This window comes from Pleomorphomonas carboxyditropha (assembly GCF_002770725.1).
Lineage (GTDB): Bacteria > Pseudomonadota > Alphaproteobacteria > Rhizobiales > Pleomorphomonadaceae > Pleomorphomonas > Pleomorphomonas carboxyditropha.
In genome coordinates this window covers 16,410-38,753 of sequence record NZ_NQVN01000015.1, presented here as the reverse complement: position 1 = coordinate 38,753, position 22,344 = coordinate 16,410, and the positions used below count along the sequence as shown (strand labels likewise).

The window sequence follows — 22,344 nt, the reverse complement described above, 5'->3', positions numbered from 1 at the left end:
TGCGAGGGTAGTCGCTCGAAGCCGCCCCCGCGGCCGCCGGCGCTCGAGGCGGAAAAGGCAGTTTACATCGGCGGCATCCATTCCTATGGTCCGCCGCGCCCGTGATCGACGACGGGCACCCGCCGACGGTGACCGCCGCGGCGATACCTCAACCTCCTGACCGGAGCTCACACCCATGCGAGCCGAAATCGAGGCCATCGTCGACGAGATCAAGCAGGGTATGGCCCTGCTGAGGAGGCATCTTTGACTGGGATGCCTCTCAGCAGCGCCTGGCCGAACTGAACGGTTTCGTCGAAGACCCGACCCTCTGGAACGATCCCGAGCGCGCGCAGAAGATCATGCGCGAGCGGACCGATCTGGAAAACCGAATCAACGGCTATCTCAAGCTCGACCGCGACCTCAAGGACAGCGTCGAACTGATCGAGCTCGGCGAGATGGAGGACGACGCCACCGTCGTCGCCGACGCCGAGAACACCCTGCGCGGCCTCAAGGACGAGATCGCCCGCCAGCAAGTGGAATCGATGCTGTCCGGCGAGGCCGACGCCAATGACACCTACATCGAGGTGAACTCCGGCGCCGGCGGCACCGAGAGCCAGGACTGGACCAACATGCTCCTGCGCATGTACACGCGCTGGGCGGAGAAGCGCGGCTACAAGGTCGAGGTGCTCGAGGTCCACGACGGCGAGGAGGCCGGCATCAAGAGCGCGACGGTGCTGGTCAAGGGCCACAACGCCTACGGCTGGATGAAGACGGAGTCGGGCGTTCACCGGCTGGTCCGCATTTCGCCCTTCGATAGCCAGGCAAGGCGCCACACGTCGTTTTCGTCGGTTTGGGTCTACCCGGTGATCGACGACAAGATCGAGATCGAAATCAACGAGAGCGACTGCCGCATCGACACCTACCGCGCTCAGGGCGCCGGCGGCCAGCACATCAACACCACCGATTCGGCGGTGCGCATCACCCACTATCCCTCCGGCATCGTGGTGTCGTGCCAGGCCGAACGCTCGCAGCACAAGAACCGGGCCACGGCCTGGAACATGCTGCGCGCCCGGCTCTACGAAGCCGAGCTGAAGAAGCGCGAGGAGAAGGCCAACGCCGAGCAGGCCGGCAAGACCGACATCGGCTGGGGCCATCAGATCCGCTCCTACGTCCTGCAGCCCTACCAGTTGGTCAAGGATCTCCGGACCGGCGTCGAGAGCACCTCGCCGTCCGACGTGCTGAACGGCGACCTCGACGGCTTCATGGAAGCGGCATTGGCCCAGCGCGCCTTCGGCAAGCAGCCGGCCGAGATCTCGGACATCGACTGACCGGCCGCTACGGATTGAAAATTGAAAAGGCGGGGTGCCGTGGCACTCCGCCTTTTTTGCTATCACGATGCGTATCGGCCGGCCGTCAGGGCAGGAGGCTCGCCAGCCGGTTTCCCGCGTTGATGTAGTTGATCGGATTGAGCGGCGTGCCGTTGATGCGCGTTTCGTAGTGAAGATGCGGGCCGGTGGAACGGCCGGTGGAACCGACCTCGCCGATGACGGTGTCCCGCGTCACGCGATCGCCGACGTGGGTGATGATGCGCGACATGTGGCCGTAGCGTGTCGTGACGCCGTTGCCGTGGTCGACCTCCACCATGTTGCCGTACCCTCCCGACCAGCCGGCCACCGTGACGACGCCCGGCGCCGTCGGCCGAATATCGGTGCCCGTGGGGGAGCGGAAGTCGATGCCGGCGTGGAAGGCCAGCGAGCCGAGAAAGGGATCGCGACGCGATCCGAAATTGGACGTCATGTCGCCGCCGGGCATGGGGCGGACAAGCGGCAGGCGGGCCGCCGCGGCCTTGACCAGCGCGATACGGCCGAACGCCTGGTCCGCCTCCTGCATGGCGGCGGCAAGCGCCTGGGCGCCTGCCATCGGAATATAGGGGCCGCCGACGGCGTCCTGCGAATCCGCCGGCGCTTCCGGCACGTTGACCCGCAGGCCGGCGTCGGCAATGATTTCCACGGCGGCATCGACGCGCGAGTTGGCGGCGTCGGCAATGGCTTCCACCGCCTTGGCCTGCTCGGCATCGACGGCGGCGAGATGGCTGGCGATCGCCTTGAAATCCGGCTTGCCGTCGGTGGTGCGCAAATCGACCTTGGCTGCGGCCGCTTTCGGCGCCGTCGACGTCAGCGCGTCGAACTGACGATCGATCAGGTTGGCGCCGCCGGCATCGGCATAGGCGTTGACCGAGCCGGTCACGTCGGCCGGATCGAGGGCGGCGCGTTTGTCGGCGGTGATCGCCGCATTGCGGCCGTCGATGAGGCCGATGCTGCGCGCCTTGTCGATCAGGTCGCCGACCGCCCGCTGGCGATCGGCGATGCCTTGCTGGGCGGACATGATCTTCTCGACCTTTTCGTCCATCGCCACGCTGTCGAGAATCTGCCGGCTGGAGATACGATCGATTTCCGAGCGCAGCCGGGCGATGCGGTCCTCGTAGGCCTGCTGCATGTCGGCGTTGCGCTCGCGAACCAGGTCGAACAGGTCGTCGCGAAACACCAGATAGGTGGTGGCGGCGAGGAAGCCGAGCGACACAGTCAGGAACAGGGTGAGGCCGCCGAACAAGGCCAGCGGGCTGAAGGTGTAGGTGCGCGTATTGTCCCTGCTGATGATGACGATACGTCTCGCCGAATTCTGGCTGCGATATCGGTCTGCGGCTTGCGGTCTCATCATCAACGCGACGCTCCAAGAGGATGCTGGCCGCCTCGCCGGCATGCGGCAAGGCGGGGCCTCGTTGGCAGCGATTAGAAACCGTTAGGGTTAATGAAGGCTTGAAGCCCGGTCGCGCAAGGGCGGCGGCGTCCGCTCAGAGCGCCTTGACGGCGGCCAGCACCTCTTCGGCGTGGCCTTCCACCTTAACCTTCGGCCAGACTCTCGCCACCGTTCCGTCGCGGGCGATCAGCACGGTGGAGCGGATGATGCCGAGATACTTCTTGCCGTAGAGCGACTTTTCGCCCCATGCGCCGTAGCTTTCCGCCACCTTGTGCTCCGGATCGGAACCGAGCGCCACGGTCAGCTTGTGCTTGACGCGGAATTTGCCGTGCTTCTCGACCGTGTCGGGCGAGATGCCGATCACCGTCGCGCCTGCTTTCTCGAATTCGTCGGCCAGACAGGAAAAGCCGATCGCTTCTCGGGTGCAGCCCGACGTGTCGTCCTTGGGATAAAAGTAAACGACCACCGGCCGGCCCCGCAGGGCGGCGAGCGAAACCTCGCCCTCGTCGGTCGGCAGGGTAAAATCGGGGGCAGGGGATCCAACGGCAACGGCGGTCATGGAGCGGTCTCCGGCTTCGACGTCGCCTTTATCCTCCCGCCCCGGCGCGAGGGCAAGAGGAACACCGGGCAGGCCGGCGAAGGATATCCCCGCCGATCCGTTTTGCGGGGCCATCCTCCCGACGGGCCATGGCCGGGCCGGACATCCGGCCCAACAGAAACAAATAGATACGCCAGGGCAGAATATTCCCACCAAAAATTGTACTTTTCAAATGCCGGGATATAAGCAAATATACCTGTGTTGTAAAATAAGTCCCGGTTTTGAGCCATTTTTTTGCATGAGCGTTAGCCGTCGTGCCGTCCATCCCCTTGAAGGAGGAATGAGCCGTGGTTGTATCGTCGAAACAAGGATTTACCACCCATCTGGAATTCGAGGGCCTGCCGCCCATTCCAGTCGTCTGCCGCGTCAGGGCCGGCTTCCGGAGCGACGGCAGCCTGTCGGTCGAAGGCGAAGCCGACGTCGAGCAGGATTTCACCTGCCTGATCGGCGTCTGCGGACGCATCAGCCTTGGCGCCGGCCGTCGCAAAATCGGTGTCCGGATCGCCGCCGCGGATGCCGAGCACGGCATCATCCGCTTCCTGATTCGGGAGCCGGCAGTCGATGCGGTCGCCTAGATCGTCGTTCATCCGATATTGATCGGTGATGGTCTTTGACTGACAGTCAGCTGGATCGGCAGCACCGTTGATCCATCGACCGCGCCCAAGTGCCAATGTCATCGCTGGCGATTCCATTATGGTTCTGCTCGTTATCGTCGAAGAGAGCTCAATTATATTTCTTCTTCAGCCCCACCGGGCATTTCGCGCTGCATCGGTCTGTCTGGACTTCCGTCCCCTGCTTCACGAATGAGAACGAGGATATCGGTGCAAAGACAGGGGAGCCGCCTTCGGACGTGCAAGCTCTCGACCGATATCGCCGGAAGCGATCCGAGCCTGATGATCTCGCCCATCAGCTCGATGGTTCTCTGTCTGAAAATCGGCCTATCGTCCCAAATGAACTCTTGGCTGATCTCCTCGATGAAAGTTCCGAGAAGTCCCATCAGATCGCGATCGTACTGTTGCAGAAGCCGCGCAGCCCGATCAGGGTCCAGAGCCAGTTGAACAACGGTCATCATGTCATCTCCTGTCGCGATTTCGGAGCAAGTCCATCGAGCGATCGACAATCGGTTCAATATCGAGGTCGGCGACGGCTCGGACGAAAGCTGGATCGAGCTTGCCACTGTCCGCCATCGCCCGCATGATTTCCAACGCCTCGCGCCGCGGCAGCGGCGGCCGATAGGGGCGTCGCTCGAGCAAGGCGCCGAGCACATCCGAAACGGTCAGCATCCGCACCATCGGGCTGATCCGGTCGCCGGGAAGGCCATCCGGATAACCGCCCCCGTCGAGTTGCTCGTGATGATGCAGCACCAGATCGAGGATGGCTGGATCCAGGGATGGGATGGTCGAGAGCAACGCGGCCCATCCGTCACGCGGATGCCGGCGCAGCACAGCCAATTCCTCGGACGAGAGCTGGCCGGGCTTGTCGAGGATCGTTTGCGGCACCTCGAATTTGCCCACATCGTGCAGTAGGCCGCCGAGTGCCAGTTGCTCGACATTCGACTCCATGAGGCCAAGTACGCGGCCCAATTCGGCGGCAATTCCCATTACCAAAAGCGAGTGCTGATAGGTGCCGACGTGGTGTTCCCTGACTCGGTCGAGCCACAGCCTCAGTCCCTTCTCGGATATCATGTCGATGATCACCGGTACGGCGGCGTGCCAATCGTCCGAGGCGATCCGCTGTTTCCCGTCGAACGACCGGAAAACCAGATCGAGGATGGTCGCGGCGTCATGGATCGCTTCTCCGATCAAAGAATGCGCCGAGGGTGGGAGAGGCTTCGAAAGAGCTGGCGGAACGCCGGGTGGACGGTCGGAAGAGAGTGTCGACGGCTCGCGGCGCGCCGGAACGTCCTGCTCGGGACGGCAGAGGCCGGCCAGCCGGAGTACCGTCGTTGCTTCGATGGGACGGGGAACGGCGATTGTCGGTCCCCACCATCCTGCCGTGCGATCCGACAAGGCCGGCTGATCACCGTCGACGGCAACCAGCCGGAAGCCGAGCAGGGGAGGGATGGTGAACGGCCTGAGTGCTTCCGCCGCCTCGGCGTTGAGGCGCTTCACGTCGATCAACCATGGCATCGCAACGCGGTGGGCGAGCTTTTCCCGCTCGCGCCAATGGCATTGAACGACGGGGCAGTGGATGGAGAGCGCAAAGAGATAGGGGCGCTCCTGTTCGGAAACGTCGTCGTGAACGAGACAGATCCTGGCTGGCATGCTAGCGCCCCTTTCCGGCTTCGAGCTGCCGTTGCGGATGTCAGGCCGCCGCGAAGTCCTTGACGAAGGTTTCGACGACGGTGCGCAGATCGGAGGCCTGAGCCGACAGCCCATCCGACAGGGTCATCAGCTGCGTCGATGCCGAACCGGTCATCTCGGCGGCCTGACCCACGCCGGAGATGTTCTGCGTCACCTGCTGCGTGCCCGTCGCCGCCTGCTGGCAGTTGCTGGCGATCTCGGTGGTCGCCGCCCCCTGCTGCTCGACTGCGCCGGCGATCGCCGAGGCGATCTCCTTGATGTTGGCGATGACCCGGACGATCTCGGTCATCGACTTCACCGTTCCGTCGGTCGCCTGCTGGATCTCGGCCACCTTGGCGCCGATCTCCCCGGTGGCCCTGGCCGTCTGGTCGGCCAATTGCTTGACCTCGGCGGCGACGACTGCGAAGCCCTTGCCCGCCTCGCCGGCGCGCGCCGCCTCGATGGTGGCGTTGAGGGCGAGAAGGTTGGTCTGGTCGGCGATGCCCTTGATCAGGTTGATGACGTCGCCGATCGCCGCGGCGGCGGCGGCAAGGGCGGTGATGCGGACGTTGGAGGCCTCGGCTTCGTTGAAGGCGGTATCGGCGACGGCTGCCGAGTGGGCCACCTGGCCGTTGATCTCCTTGACCGAGGCGGCCATCTCTTCCGATGACGAAGCCACGGTCTGGACGTTGCTGGCGGCCTCCTCGGCGGCGGAGGCGACGGCCTGGGCCTGACGCGAGGTCTCTTCCGCCGTGGCGGAGAGATTGCGCGCGGCGTCGGCCACTTCGCCGGAGGATTGGGCGAAACCGTTGGCAAGATCCTGCATGCGGCCGACAAAGGCGTTGGCGAGCGTCTCGCGGCGAGCCAGAAGCTGGCGTTCCGCTTCCTCGCGGGCCTTCTGCTCCTGGCGTGCCGTCTCGGCCGTCCGGAGCTGGCCGCGCAACACTTCGAGCGCCTTGGCGATGGTGCCCACTTCGTCACGCCGATCGGCGCCGGCGATCGCGACAGCCAATTCGCCCTTCCCGAGCGCGTCCATTACGTCGAGCGAGCCGTTCAGCGGACGCACGACACCAGCGCGAAGGCTCCAGACCGAGATCCCCAAGACGACAAGCGTCGCGATCACAAGAATCGCCATGGAAAACTCGGCGGTCCACCAGGAGCTGGCCGTGAGCGCATCGCTCTGCCGGTCGCGCTCCGCCATGAGCTTGTCCGACAACTTCACCATGCTATCAATGATCATTTGCAGCTGAGGCTTGCACTTGGCTTCCATTTCCTCGCCGGCCTTCGCGATACCCGCGGCGCTACTGTCCGCGTTGGCGAGCTGGATCGTTTGGGCACAGGCCCCCGTCAAAGCGCCGTGCATATTTCCCGACATCACGTCGAGGTCACTCTTCACATCGGGATAGGCTGCCTCGATATGATCGATCTGCTTGTCAAACCCCGCGACGGCCTCCTGAAAGCGCTGCCGTGCGAGGCTGTTCTGCTCGTCGGTCACGGCGACGATGTTGGAATAGATGACCCCCACGATCTGCTCGGCGAACCGCCCGGCGCGCACGTTTGAGGTCGCCGCCTCGCTGATTCCGGTCAACATATCGGAATACTGCGTGTCGACCTGAATAATCCTGGAGCTAATATAAAGACCGGTCAGAATGGCCGATGCCGCGAGAAGCAGCAACAGCGTCACAACCTTCACTATCAGCGGCAGATTCTTGTATGACATGGTCTCTCTCCTGTCGATGGTGGCATGGGCGGAGCATCCGCCGCCTTTGGATGTCGTCACTTCCTGCGCATGTGCGCTGGGAGACTCGCATTTGAAAAGGCGAGGACGACCTGGGTCGAATAGGATTCTTCAGGACTCCCCACTCTCGGGAGAAGTACGGGCCGCCGCCCCGGATAATCGTTATCCCGACGATTTCGGAAACGCTTTGGGCAGGAACGGCGGATTCTGGCGGAAAACGCCGCAAGGGCTATCTCTGCTTTTCGTGGAACAGCACCCCGCGTCCGCAGGTGTTGGTAAGTCAACGAAGTTCGATGATCCATCATCATGCTGCCCTCCATGCTTTCACGAAGTTTTCGGCTTGCGTTTGTGCTGCGGCGAAGTCCTTGACAGAGCGGTACGCAGGCCGTCCGCCTGGATCATTGCCCCCCGACCGCGACAATCTGGGTCAAGGCGGAGCCGGTGCTCTGTCGGCGTATCCGGCACCGGAGAAGTTCTGCATCACCCGATGTGCATCCGTCAGCCGATCTCTGCAGCAGACTCAAGTTTTTCCAGATCAGGGCCACTTCTTGAACGACATATTCCCTGCTCCGATGAGGAAAATCAGGGCGACTGACACGGGAGCGTACTTCCATCAAGCACCGTGCTTGGGAAAGATTGTGTTGTGAGTGCGCATATTCATACGAAATATGTATAATAATAGGATTAATTAATGAAAAAACCTTTTTCAGAGATCAGATCAAATAATTGCCCGAATCGGAAGCAATCATTATTTCTGCTTGTGTGCTTTCGACAAATTATGAATACTACTTTTGATTGATTAACGGGGAGTATGCACTTGTTTTTGAGTCAATATAAAGCGTTCGATTCGACCACGATAGACGCCATCTCCGGGCTATACGAAAGCGTTGCGCGTGGACATATCGATATCGTTAAGCGTATATCTCAAAAATCGAGCTTTCGGATGCACACCGTCCAAGGTTCGTCAGTATCAATATTCTATCTTTTAAACCAGTTCTCAACAAAGGTTTCATTCGAACCTGTCGATTACATCCGTTTTGTCTTCCTGATCCGAGGCGGTTGCCATCTCATTCTTGGGGCGACGAAACAGGAGCTAGTCGATACCGGGTCAGCCTATATCATGCCGAATGATGAATGCGCCGTTGAGCATCATCCCGACGGCTATAGCAGTCTCGCTTTGCGCGTCAGCCCGGAGGCGCTTGCCCGACGGCTGCAAAATCTGACGGATCACGCAGTAGATCAGCCCATACGCTTCGATCAGCCGCTCGGCGGAAATGAACGGTTTTTGGAATTCGTACGCCGTCCTTTGTTTCAGGCGGCGCGGGAACTCAAATTCGTGTCGCCTCAATGCGTTGGGGCCTATATGGAAGCACTCGAAACTCTGCTGCTGACAAGAATCGTTTTACATGCGCCCCACAATTATCGTGGTCTCGTCGACCGTCCGCCGGAACCGGCAGGCTCAAGCCGCCTCCGCAAGGCCGAGGATTATATCCAGGCAAACTGGAACAGGCACATGACTACCGATGAGATCGCGGAAACGGTTCAAATCAGTGGCCGGACTCTCTATGAGATGTTTCTAAAGAAGCATAGAACGACGCCCAGCCAGTATCTCCGAAAACTGCGGCTGGAAAAGGCCCGCGACATGCTGACCTCCGGCGGCGAGACCTCGACAATGTCCGCGGCCATCAAATGCGGTTTCTCGAGCTTCGCCCATTTCGCCAGATCGTATCGAGCGGCTTTCGGCGAGCTGCCTTCCGAGACGTTGAAGCAGGCCGTGGGCGTTACGCCCCGAGGCTGAACGCAGATGTTGTTGATGGGCCGACTTGAGTACCTAGATCGTCGTGCGTCCTGGCGGACGCAAGATGACGATCTAGCTCTTTGTCGTCGCATCGGATTTTCCGAAAACCGGAGTCCACTTTTCGGTCCGATGCTCTAGAGCAATTTCAGCAAAAGTGGGAACCGGTTTTGCGTCCGAAATTGCGCCTAATCAAAGAGCTAGAGCATTTCCGGTGAACCTGTTTTCACCGGAAATGCTCTAGATGCCGATCCCGACGGACCAATTCCTTCGAAAGCAAACGGGGCGCCGAAGCGCCCCGTTTTCGTGATCGGTGGTGAGCCTGTCAGGCGATCTTGGGATCGAGTTCGCCCGAAGCGTAGCGCTTGGCCATGTCGGCGAGCGGGATCGGCTTGATCTTCGAGCCGTGACCGGCGGCGCCGAAGGCCTCGTAACGCGCCTTGCAGACCTTCTGCATTTCGGCCATCGCCGGCTTCATGAACGAACGCGGATCGAATTCGGCCGGCTTCTCGGCAAAGAACCGGCGAATTGCGGCGGTGATGGCCATGCGGCAATCGGTGTCGATGTTGACCTTGCGGACGCCGTGCTTGATGCCGTTGACGATTTCCTCGACCGGCACGCCATAGGTCTCGCGCATCTCGCCGCCATAGCGGTTGATGAGCTCACGCAGCTCTTCGGGAACCGACGACGAGCCGTGCATGACGAGGTGCACGTTCGGCATACGCTCGTGGATTTCCTTGATGCGGTAGATGGCGAGCACTTCGCCGTCCGGCTTGCGCGTGAACTTGTAGGCGCCGTGGCTGGTGCCCATGGCGATGGCCAGGGCGTCGACCTTGGTGCGCTTGACGAACTTCACGGCCTCGTCGGGATCGGTCAGGAGCTGCTCCTTGGAGAGGACGCCCTCGGCGCCGTGGCCGTCTTCCTTGTCGCCCATGCCGGTCTCCAGCGAGCCGAGCACGCCGAGTTCGCCCTCGGTGGAGGCGCCGACCATGTGGCTGAGCTCGGCAACGCGGCCGGTGACGCCGGCGTTGTATTCGAAGTCGGCCGGGGTCTTGCCGTCGCCCTTGAGCGAGCCGTCCATCATCACCGACGAGAAGCCGTTGGTGATGGCCGAAAGGCAGGTGGCCTCGGAGTTGCCGTGGTCCTGGTGCATGCAGACCGGGATGTCGGGATAGAGCTCGATGGCCGCCTTGATCAGGTGGCTGAGCACGATGTCGTTGGCGAACGCGCGGGCACCGCGGCTGGCCTGCATGATCACCGGGCTGTCGGTCTCCTTGGCCGCGGCCATGACGGACAGCATCTGCTCCATGTTGTTGATGTTGAAGGCCGGCATGCCGTAGCCGTGTTCGGCGGCATGATCGAGCAGCTGCCGCAGTGAAACCAGCGCCATAAGGGAACTCCTTCGCGAATTCTTCTGTGGTCCCGAGCCCTTCCCGCCTATCGCATGCGACCGGCGAAACAGACTGGCTCATATCTACGACTTTAGCACAATTTACCAGAGCCGAGTTCGGTCAAGGCCGTGCGTTGCGCCAAAAAAACGTGAACGCAATTGATAGTTCGGCTGAATCTTCGTGTTTTCCTCAATAGGCAAAATACCGTCCCGAAGATCAGCTTGCAAGCACGGCGACGTCGACCCGCCGAGCCAGTTGGCGCACGTCGTCGGGCGAGGGCAGGTTCGGTCCGATTCGACCGAGCTTGGCCGTGGCGAAGGCCACCGCCCGGCGGGCCAGCGCCTCGAGGCCGAGGTTGTCGGCCAGCGCGGAGGCGATGCCGGCCACCATGGCGTCGCCGGCCCCCACCGTCGACAGGGCGTTGACCACCGGCAGCCGGGCCGACAGGGCCGTGGTGCCGCGCAGGAAAATGGCGCCCTGCTCGCCGCGCGACACGGCGACCAGCTCGATGCCGAGCGCCTGGACGTCGCGGGCGGCGGCCACGATGTCCGCCACCTCCTTGAGCGGCCGGCCGGCCCAGGCCTCCAGTTCCACCCGGTTGGGCTTGACGGCAAACGGCAGGCTTTCGCGGGGCGCCGCCAGCGAGGCGGCCAGCGGCGCGCCGGAGGTGTCGAGCATGACGCGGCATTTGAGGAAGCAGAGATCGGCGGTCAGCCGCGCCCAGACGCTGGCCGGCTGGCCGAGCGGCAGCGAGCCGGCCAGCACCACCAGCGCGCTTTCCACCACCTCGCTCCGCAACACGTCGAGCACCATGTCGTAGGTCTCGTCGTCGAAGGTGAGGCCGGGCAGGTTGATGTCCGTCGTGGTGCCGGTGACGACATCGGCGATCTTGATGTTGGTGCGGGTATCGCCGGCCGTGCGGACGAAGCGGTCCTGGATGCCCTTGTCCTTGAAGAAGTCGGTGAAGGTGGCGTCGTTGCCGCGGCCGAGCACGCCGGTCGCCACCACCGGTATGCCCCAGTCGGCGATGCAGCCGGCGACGTTGATGCCTTTGCCGCCGACGTTCGACTGCGCCGCGCGGGCGCGGTGGACCTTGCCGGGCGTCAGATCATCGAGCGTGACGGTAAGGTCGATCGCCGGATTGAGCGTAACGGTGATGATGGGCGAGGTCATTGTCGGCTCCAAGCGAAAACGTCTCTAGCGTCGCCGGCGGAGCGGATTTGGCATTGGGAAACCTGGCGGACGTCGGGCGCAGATCGCATGCCAAATTCAAAAGCTCCACCGAAACAAGAATGTCGGCGGTTCATTATGCTCCAACATTTGCCCGCTGGCTTGGGGCGAGCGAAAACAAATGTCGGGGCCGAACGACCCGTATAGCGGTTTCGCAGGATGGCAGCGTTTCGGCAAGCCCTTCCGCCGGGAAAGAGCCGGCTGCCGGCTCATCCCGGGAAGCATTGAAAATGCCTCCCGGTATTCCGCTTGCCGATTTCTCATGCCCTTGCTGCAGATGAGAAATCGGCAAGGACCTCAACGAGCGGATGCGGCGGCATCTTGGCGAATGGGTATCAGTGCTCGGCGTGCAGGCATTTGTGGTGATCGGCCAGCACCTCGATCACCCGGCATTCGCCGACGCAGCGATGCCCGCAGCCGCCGACCATCGCTTCCAGTTCTTCCTTGAGCGCCATCAGGCTCTCGATGCGGGCGTCGACCTCGGCGAGCTTGTCGCGGGCGATGCCGTCGGCTTCCGCGCAAGGCTGGTTCGGGTTGTCCTGAAGCGTCAACAGCGTGCGGATCGCATCGATTTCGAAGCCGAGATCGCGGGCGTGGCGGATGAACGAAAGGCGCCTGAGGTCGCGCGCGCCGTAAAGCCGGCGGTTGCCCTCGCTGCGCGGCGGCGCCGGCAGCAGGCCGATCTGCTCGTAATAGCGGATGGTCGGCACCTTCACGCGGCTCTGCCGGGAGATTTCACCGATCGACAAATCCGTCATTTTTCATACTTGCTCCTCTAGTGACTAGAGGATGCAGCTTCGACACGGCAAAGGCAAGAAGACCGCAAATCAAGGATTCGCGATGGCCGACACAGCTTTGAGAACCCGCTTCAAGGTCGATGGCATGGATTGCGCCGCCTGTGCCGCCCGCGTCGAGGGAGCCGTCGCCAGGATCGGCGGCGTCGAGGACGTCTCGGTTTCGGTGATGACCGGTTCGATGGTGGTCCATCACGACGACTCGACCGACCTCGCGGCGCTGGAAAGCGCCGTGAGCCGCCTCGGCTACGGCATCAGCGCCGATCGCCCCGAGCCCCCCGCCACCCGGCATGACGAAGACGGGCATTCCTGCGACTGCTGCGGACATGGCGATGCCGGACACGAAGGGCACGACCATCGCGATCATGACCACGGCCATGCCGCGCATGAAGAAGACGGCCGTGCCGGCCATGATCACGCGGCCCACGAGCACGCCGGTCATGATCACGCCGGCCACGTTCATGCCGAGATCGAGGGGGCTTGGTGGCAGTCGGCGGCCGGCTTGCAGGCGATCGGCGTCGGTATCGGCATCGTCGTCGCCTATGCGGTCGGCCAGTTGGTGCCGCAAGCGGAGCGCTGGCTGTTCCTCGCGGTCATGCTGGCCGGGCTGGCGCCGATCGCCCGGCGCGCCTTTCGCCTGCTGCAGGCCGGAGAGCCGTTCAGCATCGAAAGCCTGATGACCATCGCCGCCGTCGGCGCCGTGTTCCTCGATGCCGCCGCCGAAGCGGCGGCCGTGGTTTTCTTCTTCCTGGTCGGCGAACTGCTGGAGGGCCTCGCGGCGCGCAAGGCGCGGTCGTCGATCAAGGCGCTGGCAGGCCTCGTGCCGGAGACCGCCCATCTCCTCACCGGCGGCGCCACGCGCGAGGTCGCCGCCTCGGCGCTGGCCATCGGCGACGAGGTGCTCGTCCGCCCGGGCGACCGCGTGCCGGGCGACGGCGTCGTCGTCGCCGGCATGAGTTCCATCGACGAATCCATGGTGACCGGCGAGAGCGTGCCGGTGACGCGCGGCGAAGGTGCCTCGGTCTACGCCGGCACCATCAACGGCGACGGCGTGCTCACGGTGCGCGTCACGGCGCCGGCCGCCGACAACACCATCGCCCGCATCGTTCGTCTGGTCACCGAGGCCCAGGAGACCCGCGCGCCGGTGGAGCGGTTCGTCAACCGCTTCGCGAAATACTACACGCCGGCCGTGGTGGCCGTCGCCGTTGCCGTGGCGGTGCTGCCGCCGCTCATCGACGGCAACTGGGCCGGCTGGATCTACAAGGGCCTCGCCGTTCTGCTGATCGGCTGCCCCTGCGCGCTGGTCATCTCGACGCCGGCCGCCATTGCCGCCTCGCTGGCCAGTGGCGCCCGCACCGGCCTGCTGATCAAGGGCGGCTCGGTGCTCGAGCGCCTGCGCGACGTGACGGCCGTGGCGTTCGACAAGACCGGCACGCTGACCGAGGGCGCGCCGCAGGTCACCGACGTAGAGGCCTACGGCGCCGACCGCGACACGGTGTTGCGCCTTTCCGCCTCGCTCGAAGCCTCGTCCAGCCATCCGCTGGCCAAAGCCGTGCTCGCCGCCGCCGGCGGCACGGGTCTGCCACGGATCGAGGACGGCAGGGCCGTTCCCGGCAAGGGCGTCACCGGTCGCGTCGATGGCCAAGACCTGTTCTTCGGCTCGGCCGACGCGGCGGCCGAACGGACGGCGGTGCCGGCCGAGGTGAGCGCCGCCGTCGAGCGCCATTCTTCCGAGGGCAAGACCATCTGCCTGCTGCTGGCGGACGGCGCGGTGCTCGGCCTTGTCGCCCTGCGCGACGCGCCGCGTCCGGACGCGGTGGCCGCCGTCGCCGATCTGCGCCGCCGCGGCATTACCACCGTGATGCTGACCGGCGACAATCCGCGCGCCGCCACCGCCGTCGGCCGCGAGCTCGGCATCGACGACGTGCGGGCCGGTCTGCTGCCGGCCGACAAGCAGGACGCCGTCAAGGCGCTGCAGGACAAGGGGCTCGTCGTCGCCAAGATCGGCGACGGCATCAACGACGCGCCGGCGCTCGCCACCGCCGATATCGGCATCGCCATGGGCGGCGGCACCGACGTCGCGCTGGAGGCGGCCGACGCGGCCTTGCTCTACGGCCGGGTCGGCGACGTCGCGGCGCTGGTCGACCTTTCCCGCCGGACGATGGCCAACATCCGGCAGAACATCACCATCGCCCTGGGGTTGAAGGCTTTCTTCCTGGTGACGACGGTGCTCGGCATCACCGGGCTCTGGCCGGCCATCCTCGCCGACACCGGCGCCACGGTGCTGGTGACCGCCAACGCGCTCCGCCTCTTGCGCAGCGGCCGGTAGCGGACGGCGCGCAGCGGCTGGAACGGAGCTTGCTCGGTGGACGACATGTCTGTCTGCCGGAGGCGTCGATGAACCGCCGCGCGTTCCTGTTCGGGACGATCACCAGCCTCGCCCTGCCGGCGGTGGCTCGTTCCGGCACGCTCGGCCTGCCCGAACTGCGTGGCAGCCTTACCGCGCCCGAAGCCCGGGCCGCCATCGCCCGGCCGAAGGGCGACCGCAGCATCGAGCTGCAGGCGGCCGTCAACCGCGCCGCCGCCGCCGGTCGGCCGCTCTATATTCGCGCCGGCCGCTACGACGTCTCCAACATCCGCCTGCCGGATCGCGCCCGCCTCGTCGGGGTACCCGGCGAAACGCGGCTGGTCTATTCGGGCGGCGGCCGGCTTCTCTATTCGGAAGACGCGCGCCGGCTGTCGCTCGACGGACTGGTGCTCGACGGCGCCAACCGGGTGCTGTCCGACGGGGACGACGGCCTCCTGTCGCTGGCCTTCGTCGAGGATCTCGATATTTCCCGCCTCGTCGTGCAGGGCAGCGCCGGCCACGGCATCGCCCTGACGCGGTCGGCGGGCAGCCTTCGCGACTGTCGCGTTTCCGGCGCCGCCGGTGCCGGCATCGTGTCGACCGAGGGCAGGGCGCTCGCCATCACCGGCAACGCGGTGAGCGACTGCCTCGGCGGCGGCATTCATTTGCGGCGCTGGACGGCGGGCGACGACGGCTCCACGTTGCGCGACAACCGCCTTGACCACGTGACGGGCGCCGCAATCCGCCTGTCGTCGGCTGGCGACGTTCGCATCTCCGGCAATCATTTGCAGGCGATCGACGGCGCGGCCATCGTTGCCGACGCGCTGTCGGCGGGCGCATCGGTCAGCGGCAACACGATCGATGGTGCGAGCCTCGGCATCGCGCTGCTCGGCGGGGCCGGCGACCGCCTGTCGCTCGTCGAAGGCAACGTCGTCCGCAACATCGCCGGTGACGGGCCGCTGCCGGCAGCCGGCGGCCGGGCGAGCGGCGTCGGCATCCACGTCGAGACGCACGGCTCGGTGACCGGCAACGTCGTGGAGGCCGCGCCGCATCTCGGCCTGTCGCTCGGCTGGGGCACGACCCTGGGCAATGTCGTCGCCTCCGGCAATGTCGTCCGCCGGGCCGGAACGGGCATCGGCGTGTCGGTGCTGGCGCCGGAGCAGGCGACCGTCGTCACCGGCAATCTTCTGGTCGACGTGCCGGGCGGCGCGGTGCGCGGCATGCGCTTTGCCGAATTCGCGACGGACGACCTCACGCGGGTCGGCGCCGCTGCCTGGCCCGGCCTGACGGTTGGGGAAAACCGCGTGGCCTGAACGGGGATGGCCTGTGGAGCGCCTGTGCGGTGGCAACGGAAAAGCTGTGCGCCGCGCCGTGGCAAACCCTTGCAGGGACCAGGGGCGTCCCGCTGCAAGACCTGTGGATATCCTGTGCCCTCAGGAGGAAGGGTTTCGCCCCACCCGTGACAGCACGATCACCGGCAGGATGCCGATCAGAACGATGGCCAGCGCGGCCAGCGAGGCTTCCTCGTAGGTGCCGCGCGCCGCTTCGCCGTAGAGATGGGTGGCGAAGGTTTCCATGTTGAGCGGCCTCAGGAGCAACGTCGCCGGCAGTTCCTTGATGCAGTCGACGAACACCAGCAGCGCGCCTGCCGCCAGCGAGGCACGCGTCAGCGGCAGATGCACGGCGCACAGCGTGCCGCCCGCCGAGCGGCCGAGCGTGCGAGCGGCATCGTCGAGCGATTTCGGCACCCGGGCGAGGCCGGCGTCGGCGCTGCCGGCCGTGATCGCCAGGAAGCGCACGACATAGGCGTAGATCAGCGCCGTTCCGGAACCGATCAGGAGAAGACCGGTCGAGACGCCGAACCAGTCGCGCGCCGCGCCGTCGACGAGACGATCGAACGGCGCCACCACCAGCAGCACGCCGATGGCGACCACGGTGCCCGGCATGGCGTAGCCCGTCGTCGCGAGGCGGTAGATCAGCGGACCGGTCCAACCCGGCGACAGGCGCAACGCGAAGGCGGCGACGACGCCCAGCACCAGGGTCAGCAGCGTGGCGCCGCCCGCGTAGAGCAGGGTGTCGACCGCCTCCCCGACGAGGCGGTCGGACAGTCCGGCGAAGCGCCACCGCTTCCACGCCTCGGCGGCGAGATAGACGGCAGGAACCACGAAGCCGAACACCACCGGCAGGACACCCAGCGCGCAGAGGCCGATTCCCTTGAGGCCGTCGTGGCGTTCCGGCTGCATGGTCCGGCCGCGCGAGCCCGAGACGTAACCCTGCCGGCGCCGGGCCCAGCGCTCGAAGGAGACCAGCGCCACGACGATCGCCAGCAGCAGCAGTGCGATCTGGGTGGCGCCGGCGAGATCGTTCTTCGTCACCCAGGTGGTGTAGATCGACACCGTCAGCGTGCGGACGCCGAGAAATTCCGAGGCGCCGATGTCGTTGAGCGCCTCCATCAGCGTCAGGCTGACGCCGACGGCGATCGCCGGTCGGGCGAGCGGTAACGCCACCCGCCGGAACAGCCGCCGGCGCGGCGTGCCGAGCGTACGCGCCGCATCGAGGAGGTTCGCCGACTGGCTGAGGAACATCGCCCGCGTCGTGAGGTAGACGTAAGGATAGAGGACCAGGGAGAGCAGCAGCACGCAGCCGGCAAGCGAGCGGATATCCGGCAGGCGGAACTCGCGCGGGCTCGAATAGCCGAGAATCCAGCGGACCGCGCCCTGGAAGGCGCCGATCGGATGCAGGATGTCCAGATAGGCGTAGGCGACGATATAGGTGGGCACGGCCAGCGGCAGCAGCAGCGCCCATTCGAGGATGCCGCGTCCGGGAAAGTCGTGGGCGGTCACCAGCCAGGCCAGCGTCACGCCGAGGAAGCCGGCGATCAGCCCGACGCCGAGGAGCAGGAGCAGCGTGTCGGCGAGCGCCGCCGGCAGGATGGTGCCGGCGAGGTGCGACCACAGGCCGAGCGAACCGCCGATCGCTTCGGAGCCGAGCGCCAGTACCGGCAGGACCACGAGCCCGGCGACGATGCCGGCGGCGAGGCACCAGATCGGCCGGCGCCCGCGCGGCGCCGTCTGTGCGGAGGGAGCAGTCCCGGCGACTAAAGCCATCGAGCAGGAGAACGCGGGACGCCGGAACGTCCCGCCCTTTTGTGGGATCAGCCGTCGAAGCCGACCTTGTCGACCAGTTCGCTCGCCGCCTTGCGGTGCTTGACGATCTCGCCGAGCGGAGTCTTGTCGACGGTGAGCTCGCCGAACGAGGCGATGATCGGGTCGAGGGCGACGCCGGCCTTCACCGGATACTCGTAGTTGGCCTTGGCGTAGATCTCCTGCGCCTCGCCCGAGGCCAGATACTCGAGGAACTTCACCGCCTCGTCCTTGTTGGGCGAGTGCTTGGCTACCGCCGCGCCGGAGATGTTCACCTGCGTGCCGCCGTCCTCGAAGGTCGGCAGGATCACCTTGATCGCCTCGCCCCAGGCCACCTGCTCCTCGCCGCCGGCGCCCGAGCGCATCAGGCCGACGTAGTAGGAATTGGCGACGGCGATGTCGCAGATACCGCCGAGGATGTCGCGGGCAACGTCGCGGTCGCCGCCGGCCGCCTTGCGGGCGAGGTTGGCCTTGAGACCGGCGAGCCAGGTTTCGGTAGCTTCCGCGCCGTGGTGGGCGATGTAGTCGGCGAACAGCGCCGTGTTGTAGGGATGCTGGCCCGAGCGGATGCACACCTTGCCTTTCCACTTGGGATCGGCGAGATCCTCGTAGGTGATGGCGGCGAGGTCGAGATCCTTGGCCGCGTAGACGACGCGGGCGCGGTAGGAGAGGCCGAACCAGTGGTCGTTTTCGTCGCGCAACTGCGCCGGGATAGCCTCCTTGAGCACCGCGGAATCGATCGGCTGCGTCACGCCCTTGTCGACGAGGTCGACGAGATTGCCGGCGTCGACGGCCATCAGGATGTCGGCCGGCGAGCTTTCGCCTTCTGTGACGACCCGCTCGGCGAGGCCGTCCTTCAGGAACACGGTGTTGACGGCGACCCCCGTCGCCTTGGCGAAGCTGTCGATCAGCGGCTGGATCAGTCCCGGTTCGCGCGTCGTGTAGATGTTGACGTCGGCGGCGGCGGTGCCTGCGGTGGCGAGGAGCGTGGTCAGTCCCAACAGCATCTGGCGCATGAATGTTTCTCCTGTGTTTCTGAGCGGGACGATCAACAACATAGTCGAGTATGATAGTCAACTTAACATGGGCGAACAGGGAAGATCATTGCGGCGCCGGGGGCTATGCTGACGCCGACGCGGCGGATGCCGGCCGGCAGGCGGCGGGTCGACCTGATCGTCAGCGGCTCGGCAAGGCCCGGCAGGCGGACGCGGATGGTCTCGATTTCGCCCATCAGCTCACGCGCCATCACCTCGCCGTCGCCGCCGTCGGCGACGACGTCGATCCCGGTCGGACGGATCAGGGCCAGGGCATCGTCGCCGTCGTCGAGCCCGTGCGGCGCCGGGAACGCACCGAGCGCCGTGTCGACATGGGCATTCCTGACACGACCTGGAACGCGATTGCAGGCGGCAAAGAATTCGGCGGCATAGGGGCTGCTCGGCCGGTCGTAGAGGTCATAGGCGCTGCCGGCCTGCACGATTTCGCCGGCCTGCATCAGGACCACGCGATCGCCCGAGGACAGCGCCTCTTCCGGATCGTGGCTGACGATGATCGCCGTGATGCCGAACTGACGGATCAGGGACAGGGTTTTCCTGCGGACGCCTTCCCGAAGAGCGCGGTCGAGGTTGGAGAACGGCTCGTCCATCAGCAGAAGGCGAGGGGCGGGCGCCAGCGCCCTGGCCAATGCCACGCGCTGCTGCTCGCCGCCGGAAAGCTCGTGCGGATAGCGGTCGGCGTGGGCGGCAAGGCCAACGCGTTCGAGCATGTCCCGAACTCTCTTGCCCGCCTCGGACTTCGGCACGGTCTTGAGCCCGAAGCGGATATTGCTCCCCACGGTCAAATGCGGAAACAGCGCATAATCCTGGAACACGAAGCCGATCCGCCGTCTTTCGGGTTCGACGAAGCGGTTGGGGCCGGCGACCTCTTCGCCGTCGATGCGGATACAACCGGCGTCGGGCGTGTCGACACCGGCGATCAGCCTCAGGAGCGAGGATTTGCCGCAACCGGAGTGCCCGACCAGGCTGACGATTTCGCCGCTCCCCACGGCGAGATCGAGGTTTCGCACCGCCGCCGTATCCCCGAAACGGCGGGCCAGCGACAAAACCTCCAGTGCGGGAAGGGCAGGCATGCCGTCTCCATTTGTTGGATGTAGATCTCAACAATAGAAAGTCGGGTGGATATCGGCAAGCTGGTGTCCTCCTTGCCGGGCAATCCCTCCGATATCCGCGAGTTTTCGCTTGCCCGGCGGGCGGATTCGGCTTAGCGGAACCGCTTGATCCTTCTGGCCCCTTACCGGAAAGAGTCCTCCCCATGGAAAAGCCCGCCCACGACAGCCTGCTGATCATCGATTTCGGCAGCCAGGTGACGCAGCTCATCGCCCGCCGGGTGCGGGAAGCCGGCGTCTACTGCGAAATCCATCCCTATCAGTCGGCGGCGGCGGCCTTCGAAAGATTGCAGCCGAAGGGCGTGATCTTCTCCGGCGGTCCGGATTCAGTGACCCGCGACGGCAGCCCACGGGCGCCTGAGGCGGTGTTCGACAGCGGCGTTCCGATCCTCGCCATCTGCTACGGGCAGCAGACCATGGCCGTGCAGCTCGGCGGCAGCGTCGAGGGCGGCCACGCCGCCGAATTCGGCCGCGCCGACGTGGAAATCCTGAAAGCGTCGCCGCTGTTCGAGGGGCTGTGGGAAGTCGGCAAGCGCTATCCGGTGTGGATGAGCCACGGCGACCGGGTGACGCGGGCGCCGGAGGGCTTCGAGGTGATCGGCATCTCCGAGAACGCGCCCTTCGCCATCGCCGTCGACGAGCGGCGGCGCTACTACACCACCATGTTCCACCCCGAGGTGGTGCACACGCCGGACGGCGCCAAGCTCCTGTCCAATTTCGTGCACCGCATCGTCGGCCTGAAGTCCGACTGGACGATGTCGGCCTATCGCGCCGAGATGATCGCCAAGATTCGTCAGCAAGTCGGCAAGGAGCGCGTGCTCTGCGCGCTGTCCGGCGGCGTCGATTCATCGGTGGCCGCCGTGCTGATCCACGAGGCGATCGGCGATCAGCTCACCTGCGTCTACGTCGACCATGGCCTGATGCGCCTGGGCGAGAGCGAGCAGGTGGTCGGCATGTTCAGGGATCACTATAACATTCCGCTCGTCCACGTTGATGCGTCTGATCTTTTCATCGGCCAGCTCGAAGGCGAAGCCGACCCGGAGACCAAGCGCAAGACCATCGGCCGGCTGTTCATCGAGGTGTTCGAGGCCGAGGCCGGGAAGATCGCCGCCGACGGTCGCGGCGCGCCGACCTTCCTCGCCCAGGGCACGCTCTATCCGGACGTCATCGAGAGCGTCAGCTTCTCCGGCGGCCCCAGCGTCACCATCAAGAGCCACCACAACGTCGGCGGCCTGCCGGCGCGCATGAACATGAAGCTGGTAGAACCCTTACGCGAACTGTTCAAGGACGAGGTCAGGGCGCTCGGCCGCGAGCTTGGCCTGCCCGACAGCTTCATCGGCCGCCACCCGTTCCCGGGGCCGGGCCTCGCCATCCGCCTGCCGGGCGGCGTGACGCGCGAGAAGCTGGACATCCTCAGGAAGGCCGACGCCATCTACCTCGAGGAGATCCGCAAGGCCGGCCTCTACGACAAGATCTGGCAGGCCTTCTCGGTGCTCCTGCCGGTGCAGACGGTGGGCGTCATGGGCGACGGCCGCACCTACGACCGTGTGCTGGCGCTCAGGGCCGTCACCTCGGTCGACGGCATGACGGCCGACTTTTATCCCTTCGACATGGGCTTCCTCGGCCGCGCCGCCACCCGCATCATCAACGAGGTGAAGGGCGTCAACCGCGTCGTCTACGACGTGACCAGCAAGCCGCCGGGAACCATCGAGTGGGAATGATCTGACTCGGCGCAAGCCGGCAATTGCGTGGATTGCGCGCTCGACATAAGGGCGCATGATAATCTTGGCCAAGTTGCCGGCTGCAATTCTCGATGCAATTAACGACCGAACGCCATCGGCCTCTACGACGCTCAGGCTCGCGGCGGACGTTTGACGTCGATCATGGCTGATCGCGGCTGCCCGTGCCGGCGGTCGGTTTCAATCCGAACCAGCCGTGCATCAGAAGGCCCACGCCCCAGCTCGGGGCGACCCACAGCACCCAATATGGCCGCCCCGTCAACAGATTGACGACGACGAGCACCGCCAGGGTGAGCACGAAGACGACCGCATGGATTTGAAAGCCGAGCTTCCGCTCGGCAAGGCTGGCGTGTTTCATGGCGTTCTTCCGGGTTGGATCAGGCTAAAGGC

At 65.1% G+C, this 22,344-nt stretch carries 18 protein-coding genes; 5 read left to right on the top strand and 13 right to left on the bottom strand.

Annotated features, from left to right (window positions below; all coding sequences use genetic code 11):
* The first annotated feature begins 175 nt into the window (after positions 1 to 175).
* Positions 176 to 1,307 (top strand): peptide chain release factor 2 gene (prfB, locus tag CJ014_RS18705; RefSeq protein WP_100082017.1). Its coding sequence is split into 2 segments (ribosomal slippage): positions 176 to 244 and positions 246 to 1,307, totalling 1,131 coding nucleotides; the frame shifts between segments, so codons are not numbered across the junction.
* A gap of 85 nt (positions 1,308 to 1,392) precedes the next feature.
* Here the strand turns inward: prfB and CJ014_RS18700 are convergent.
* The 6 genes from CJ014_RS18700 to CJ014_RS18675 all read right to left on the bottom strand — a co-directional run bounded on the left by CJ014_RS18700 (position 1,393) and on the right by CJ014_RS18675 (position 7,396).
* Positions 1,393 to 2,697: a peptidoglycan DD-metalloendopeptidase family protein gene (locus CJ014_RS18700; protein ID WP_165790907.1), complete on the bottom strand. Its 1,305-nt coding sequence runs from the start codon at positions 2,695 to 2,697 to the stop codon at positions 1,393 to 1,395.
* 133 nt (positions 2,698 to 2,830) lie between these two features.
* A complete protein-coding gene (locus CJ014_RS18695; protein ID WP_100082015.1) occupies positions 2,831 to 3,295 on the bottom strand; it encodes a peroxiredoxin in 465 nt (154 codons plus the stop codon).
* Positions 3,296 to 3,579: 284 nt separating this feature from the next.
* Positions 3,580 to 4,011 carry a hypothetical protein gene (locus tag CJ014_RS27575; RefSeq protein WP_133121883.1) on the bottom strand — a complete coding sequence of 144 codons (432 nt, stop codon included), beginning with the start codon at positions 4,009 to 4,011 and terminating at the stop codon, positions 3,580 to 3,582.
* A gap of 50 nt (positions 4,012 to 4,061) precedes the next feature.
* Positions 4,062 to 4,406: a hypothetical protein gene (locus tag CJ014_RS18685; protein WP_100082013.1), complete on the bottom strand. Its 345-nt coding sequence runs from the start codon at positions 4,404 to 4,406 to the stop codon at positions 4,062 to 4,064.
* Position 4,407: 1 nt separating this feature from the next.
* The gene (locus tag CJ014_RS18680; RefSeq protein WP_165790906.1) at positions 4,408 to 5,598 is read right to left on the bottom strand and encodes an HD-GYP domain-containing protein; all 1,191 of its coding nucleotides are present in this window, start codon (positions 5,596 to 5,598) and stop codon (positions 4,408 to 4,410) included.
* Positions 5,599 to 5,638: 40 nt separating this feature from the next.
* On the bottom strand, positions 5,639 to 7,396 hold the full coding sequence (locus CJ014_RS18675; protein WP_133121882.1) for a methyl-accepting chemotaxis protein: 1,758 nt from the start codon (positions 7,394 to 7,396) through the stop codon (positions 5,639 to 5,641).
* A gap of 775 nt (positions 7,397 to 8,171) precedes the next feature.
* Between CJ014_RS18675 and CJ014_RS18670 the strand changes: the two genes are divergently transcribed.
* Positions 8,172 to 9,152, top strand: a complete 981-nt coding sequence (locus tag CJ014_RS18670) for a helix-turn-helix domain-containing protein (RefSeq protein WP_165790905.1) — start codon at positions 8,172 to 8,174, stop codon at positions 9,150 to 9,152.
* A 322-nt stretch (positions 9,153 to 9,474) separates the two neighbouring features.
* Here the strand turns inward: CJ014_RS18670 and fba are convergent, their stop codons facing one another.
* The 3 genes from fba to CJ014_RS18655 form a co-directional block, all read right to left on the bottom strand.
* A complete protein-coding gene (gene fba / locus CJ014_RS18665) occupies positions 9,475 to 10,539 on the bottom strand; it encodes a class II fructose-bisphosphate aldolase (RefSeq protein ID WP_100082010.1) in 1,065 nt (354 codons plus the stop codon).
* Between the two features lie 217 nt (positions 10,540 to 10,756).
* The gene (pfkB, locus tag CJ014_RS18660; protein WP_100082009.1) at positions 10,757 to 11,713 is read right to left on the bottom strand and encodes a 1-phosphofructokinase; all 957 of its coding nucleotides are present in this window, start codon (positions 11,711 to 11,713) and stop codon (positions 10,757 to 10,759) included.
* A gap of 392 nt (positions 11,714 to 12,105) precedes the next feature.
* Complete coding sequence (locus tag CJ014_RS18655; RefSeq protein ID WP_100082008.1) at positions 12,106 to 12,528, bottom strand: MerR family transcriptional regulator; 423 nt, start codon at positions 12,526 to 12,528, stop codon at positions 12,106 to 12,108.
* An 82-nt stretch (positions 12,529 to 12,610) separates the two neighbouring features.
* On the opposite strand from CJ014_RS18655, the gene CJ014_RS18650 reads away from it, so the two are divergent.
* Positions 12,611 to 14,893, top strand: coding sequence for a heavy metal translocating P-type ATPase (locus CJ014_RS18650; protein ID WP_100082007.1), 2,283 nt, complete (start codon positions 12,611 to 12,613; stop codon positions 14,891 to 14,893).
* Between the two features lie 68 nt (positions 14,894 to 14,961).
* A complete protein-coding gene (locus CJ014_RS18645; protein ID WP_100082006.1) occupies positions 14,962 to 16,224 on the top strand; it encodes a TIGR03808 family TAT-translocated repetitive protein in 1,263 nt (420 codons plus the stop codon).
* Positions 16,225 to 16,344: 120 nt separating this feature from the next.
* Here the strand turns inward: CJ014_RS18645 and CJ014_RS18640 are convergent, their stop codons facing one another.
* From CJ014_RS18640 to CJ014_RS18630, 3 genes are all read right to left on the bottom strand, one after another.
* Positions 16,345 to 18,018 (bottom strand): ABC transporter permease, encoded by a 1,674-nt coding sequence (locus CJ014_RS18640; RefSeq protein WP_100082005.1) that lies wholly within the window; start codon positions 18,016 to 18,018, stop codon positions 16,345 to 16,347.
* A gap of 47 nt (positions 18,019 to 18,065) precedes the next feature.
* Positions 18,066 to 19,070: a Fe(3+) ABC transporter substrate-binding protein gene (locus tag CJ014_RS18635; protein WP_100082004.1), complete on the bottom strand. Its 1,005-nt coding sequence runs from the start codon at positions 19,068 to 19,070 to the stop codon at positions 18,066 to 18,068.
* Positions 19,071 to 19,132: 62 nt separating this feature from the next.
* The gene (locus tag CJ014_RS18630) at positions 19,133 to 20,179 is read right to left on the bottom strand and encodes an ABC transporter ATP-binding protein (protein ID WP_100082003.1); all 1,047 of its coding nucleotides are present in this window, start codon (positions 20,177 to 20,179) and stop codon (positions 19,133 to 19,135) included.
* A 182-nt stretch (positions 20,180 to 20,361) separates the two neighbouring features.
* On the opposite strand from CJ014_RS18630, the gene guaA reads away from it, so the two are divergent.
* A complete protein-coding gene (guaA, locus tag CJ014_RS18625; protein WP_100082002.1) occupies positions 20,362 to 21,936 on the top strand; it encodes a glutamine-hydrolyzing GMP synthase in 1,575 nt (524 codons plus the stop codon).
* 160 nt (positions 21,937 to 22,096) lie between these two features.
* Here the strand turns inward: guaA and CJ014_RS18620 are convergent, their stop codons facing one another.
* Positions 22,097 to 22,312, bottom strand: a complete 216-nt coding sequence (locus CJ014_RS18620; RefSeq protein WP_100082001.1) for a 2TM domain-containing protein — start codon at positions 22,310 to 22,312, stop codon at positions 22,097 to 22,099.
* Positions 22,313 to 22,344: the final 32 nt, after the last annotated feature.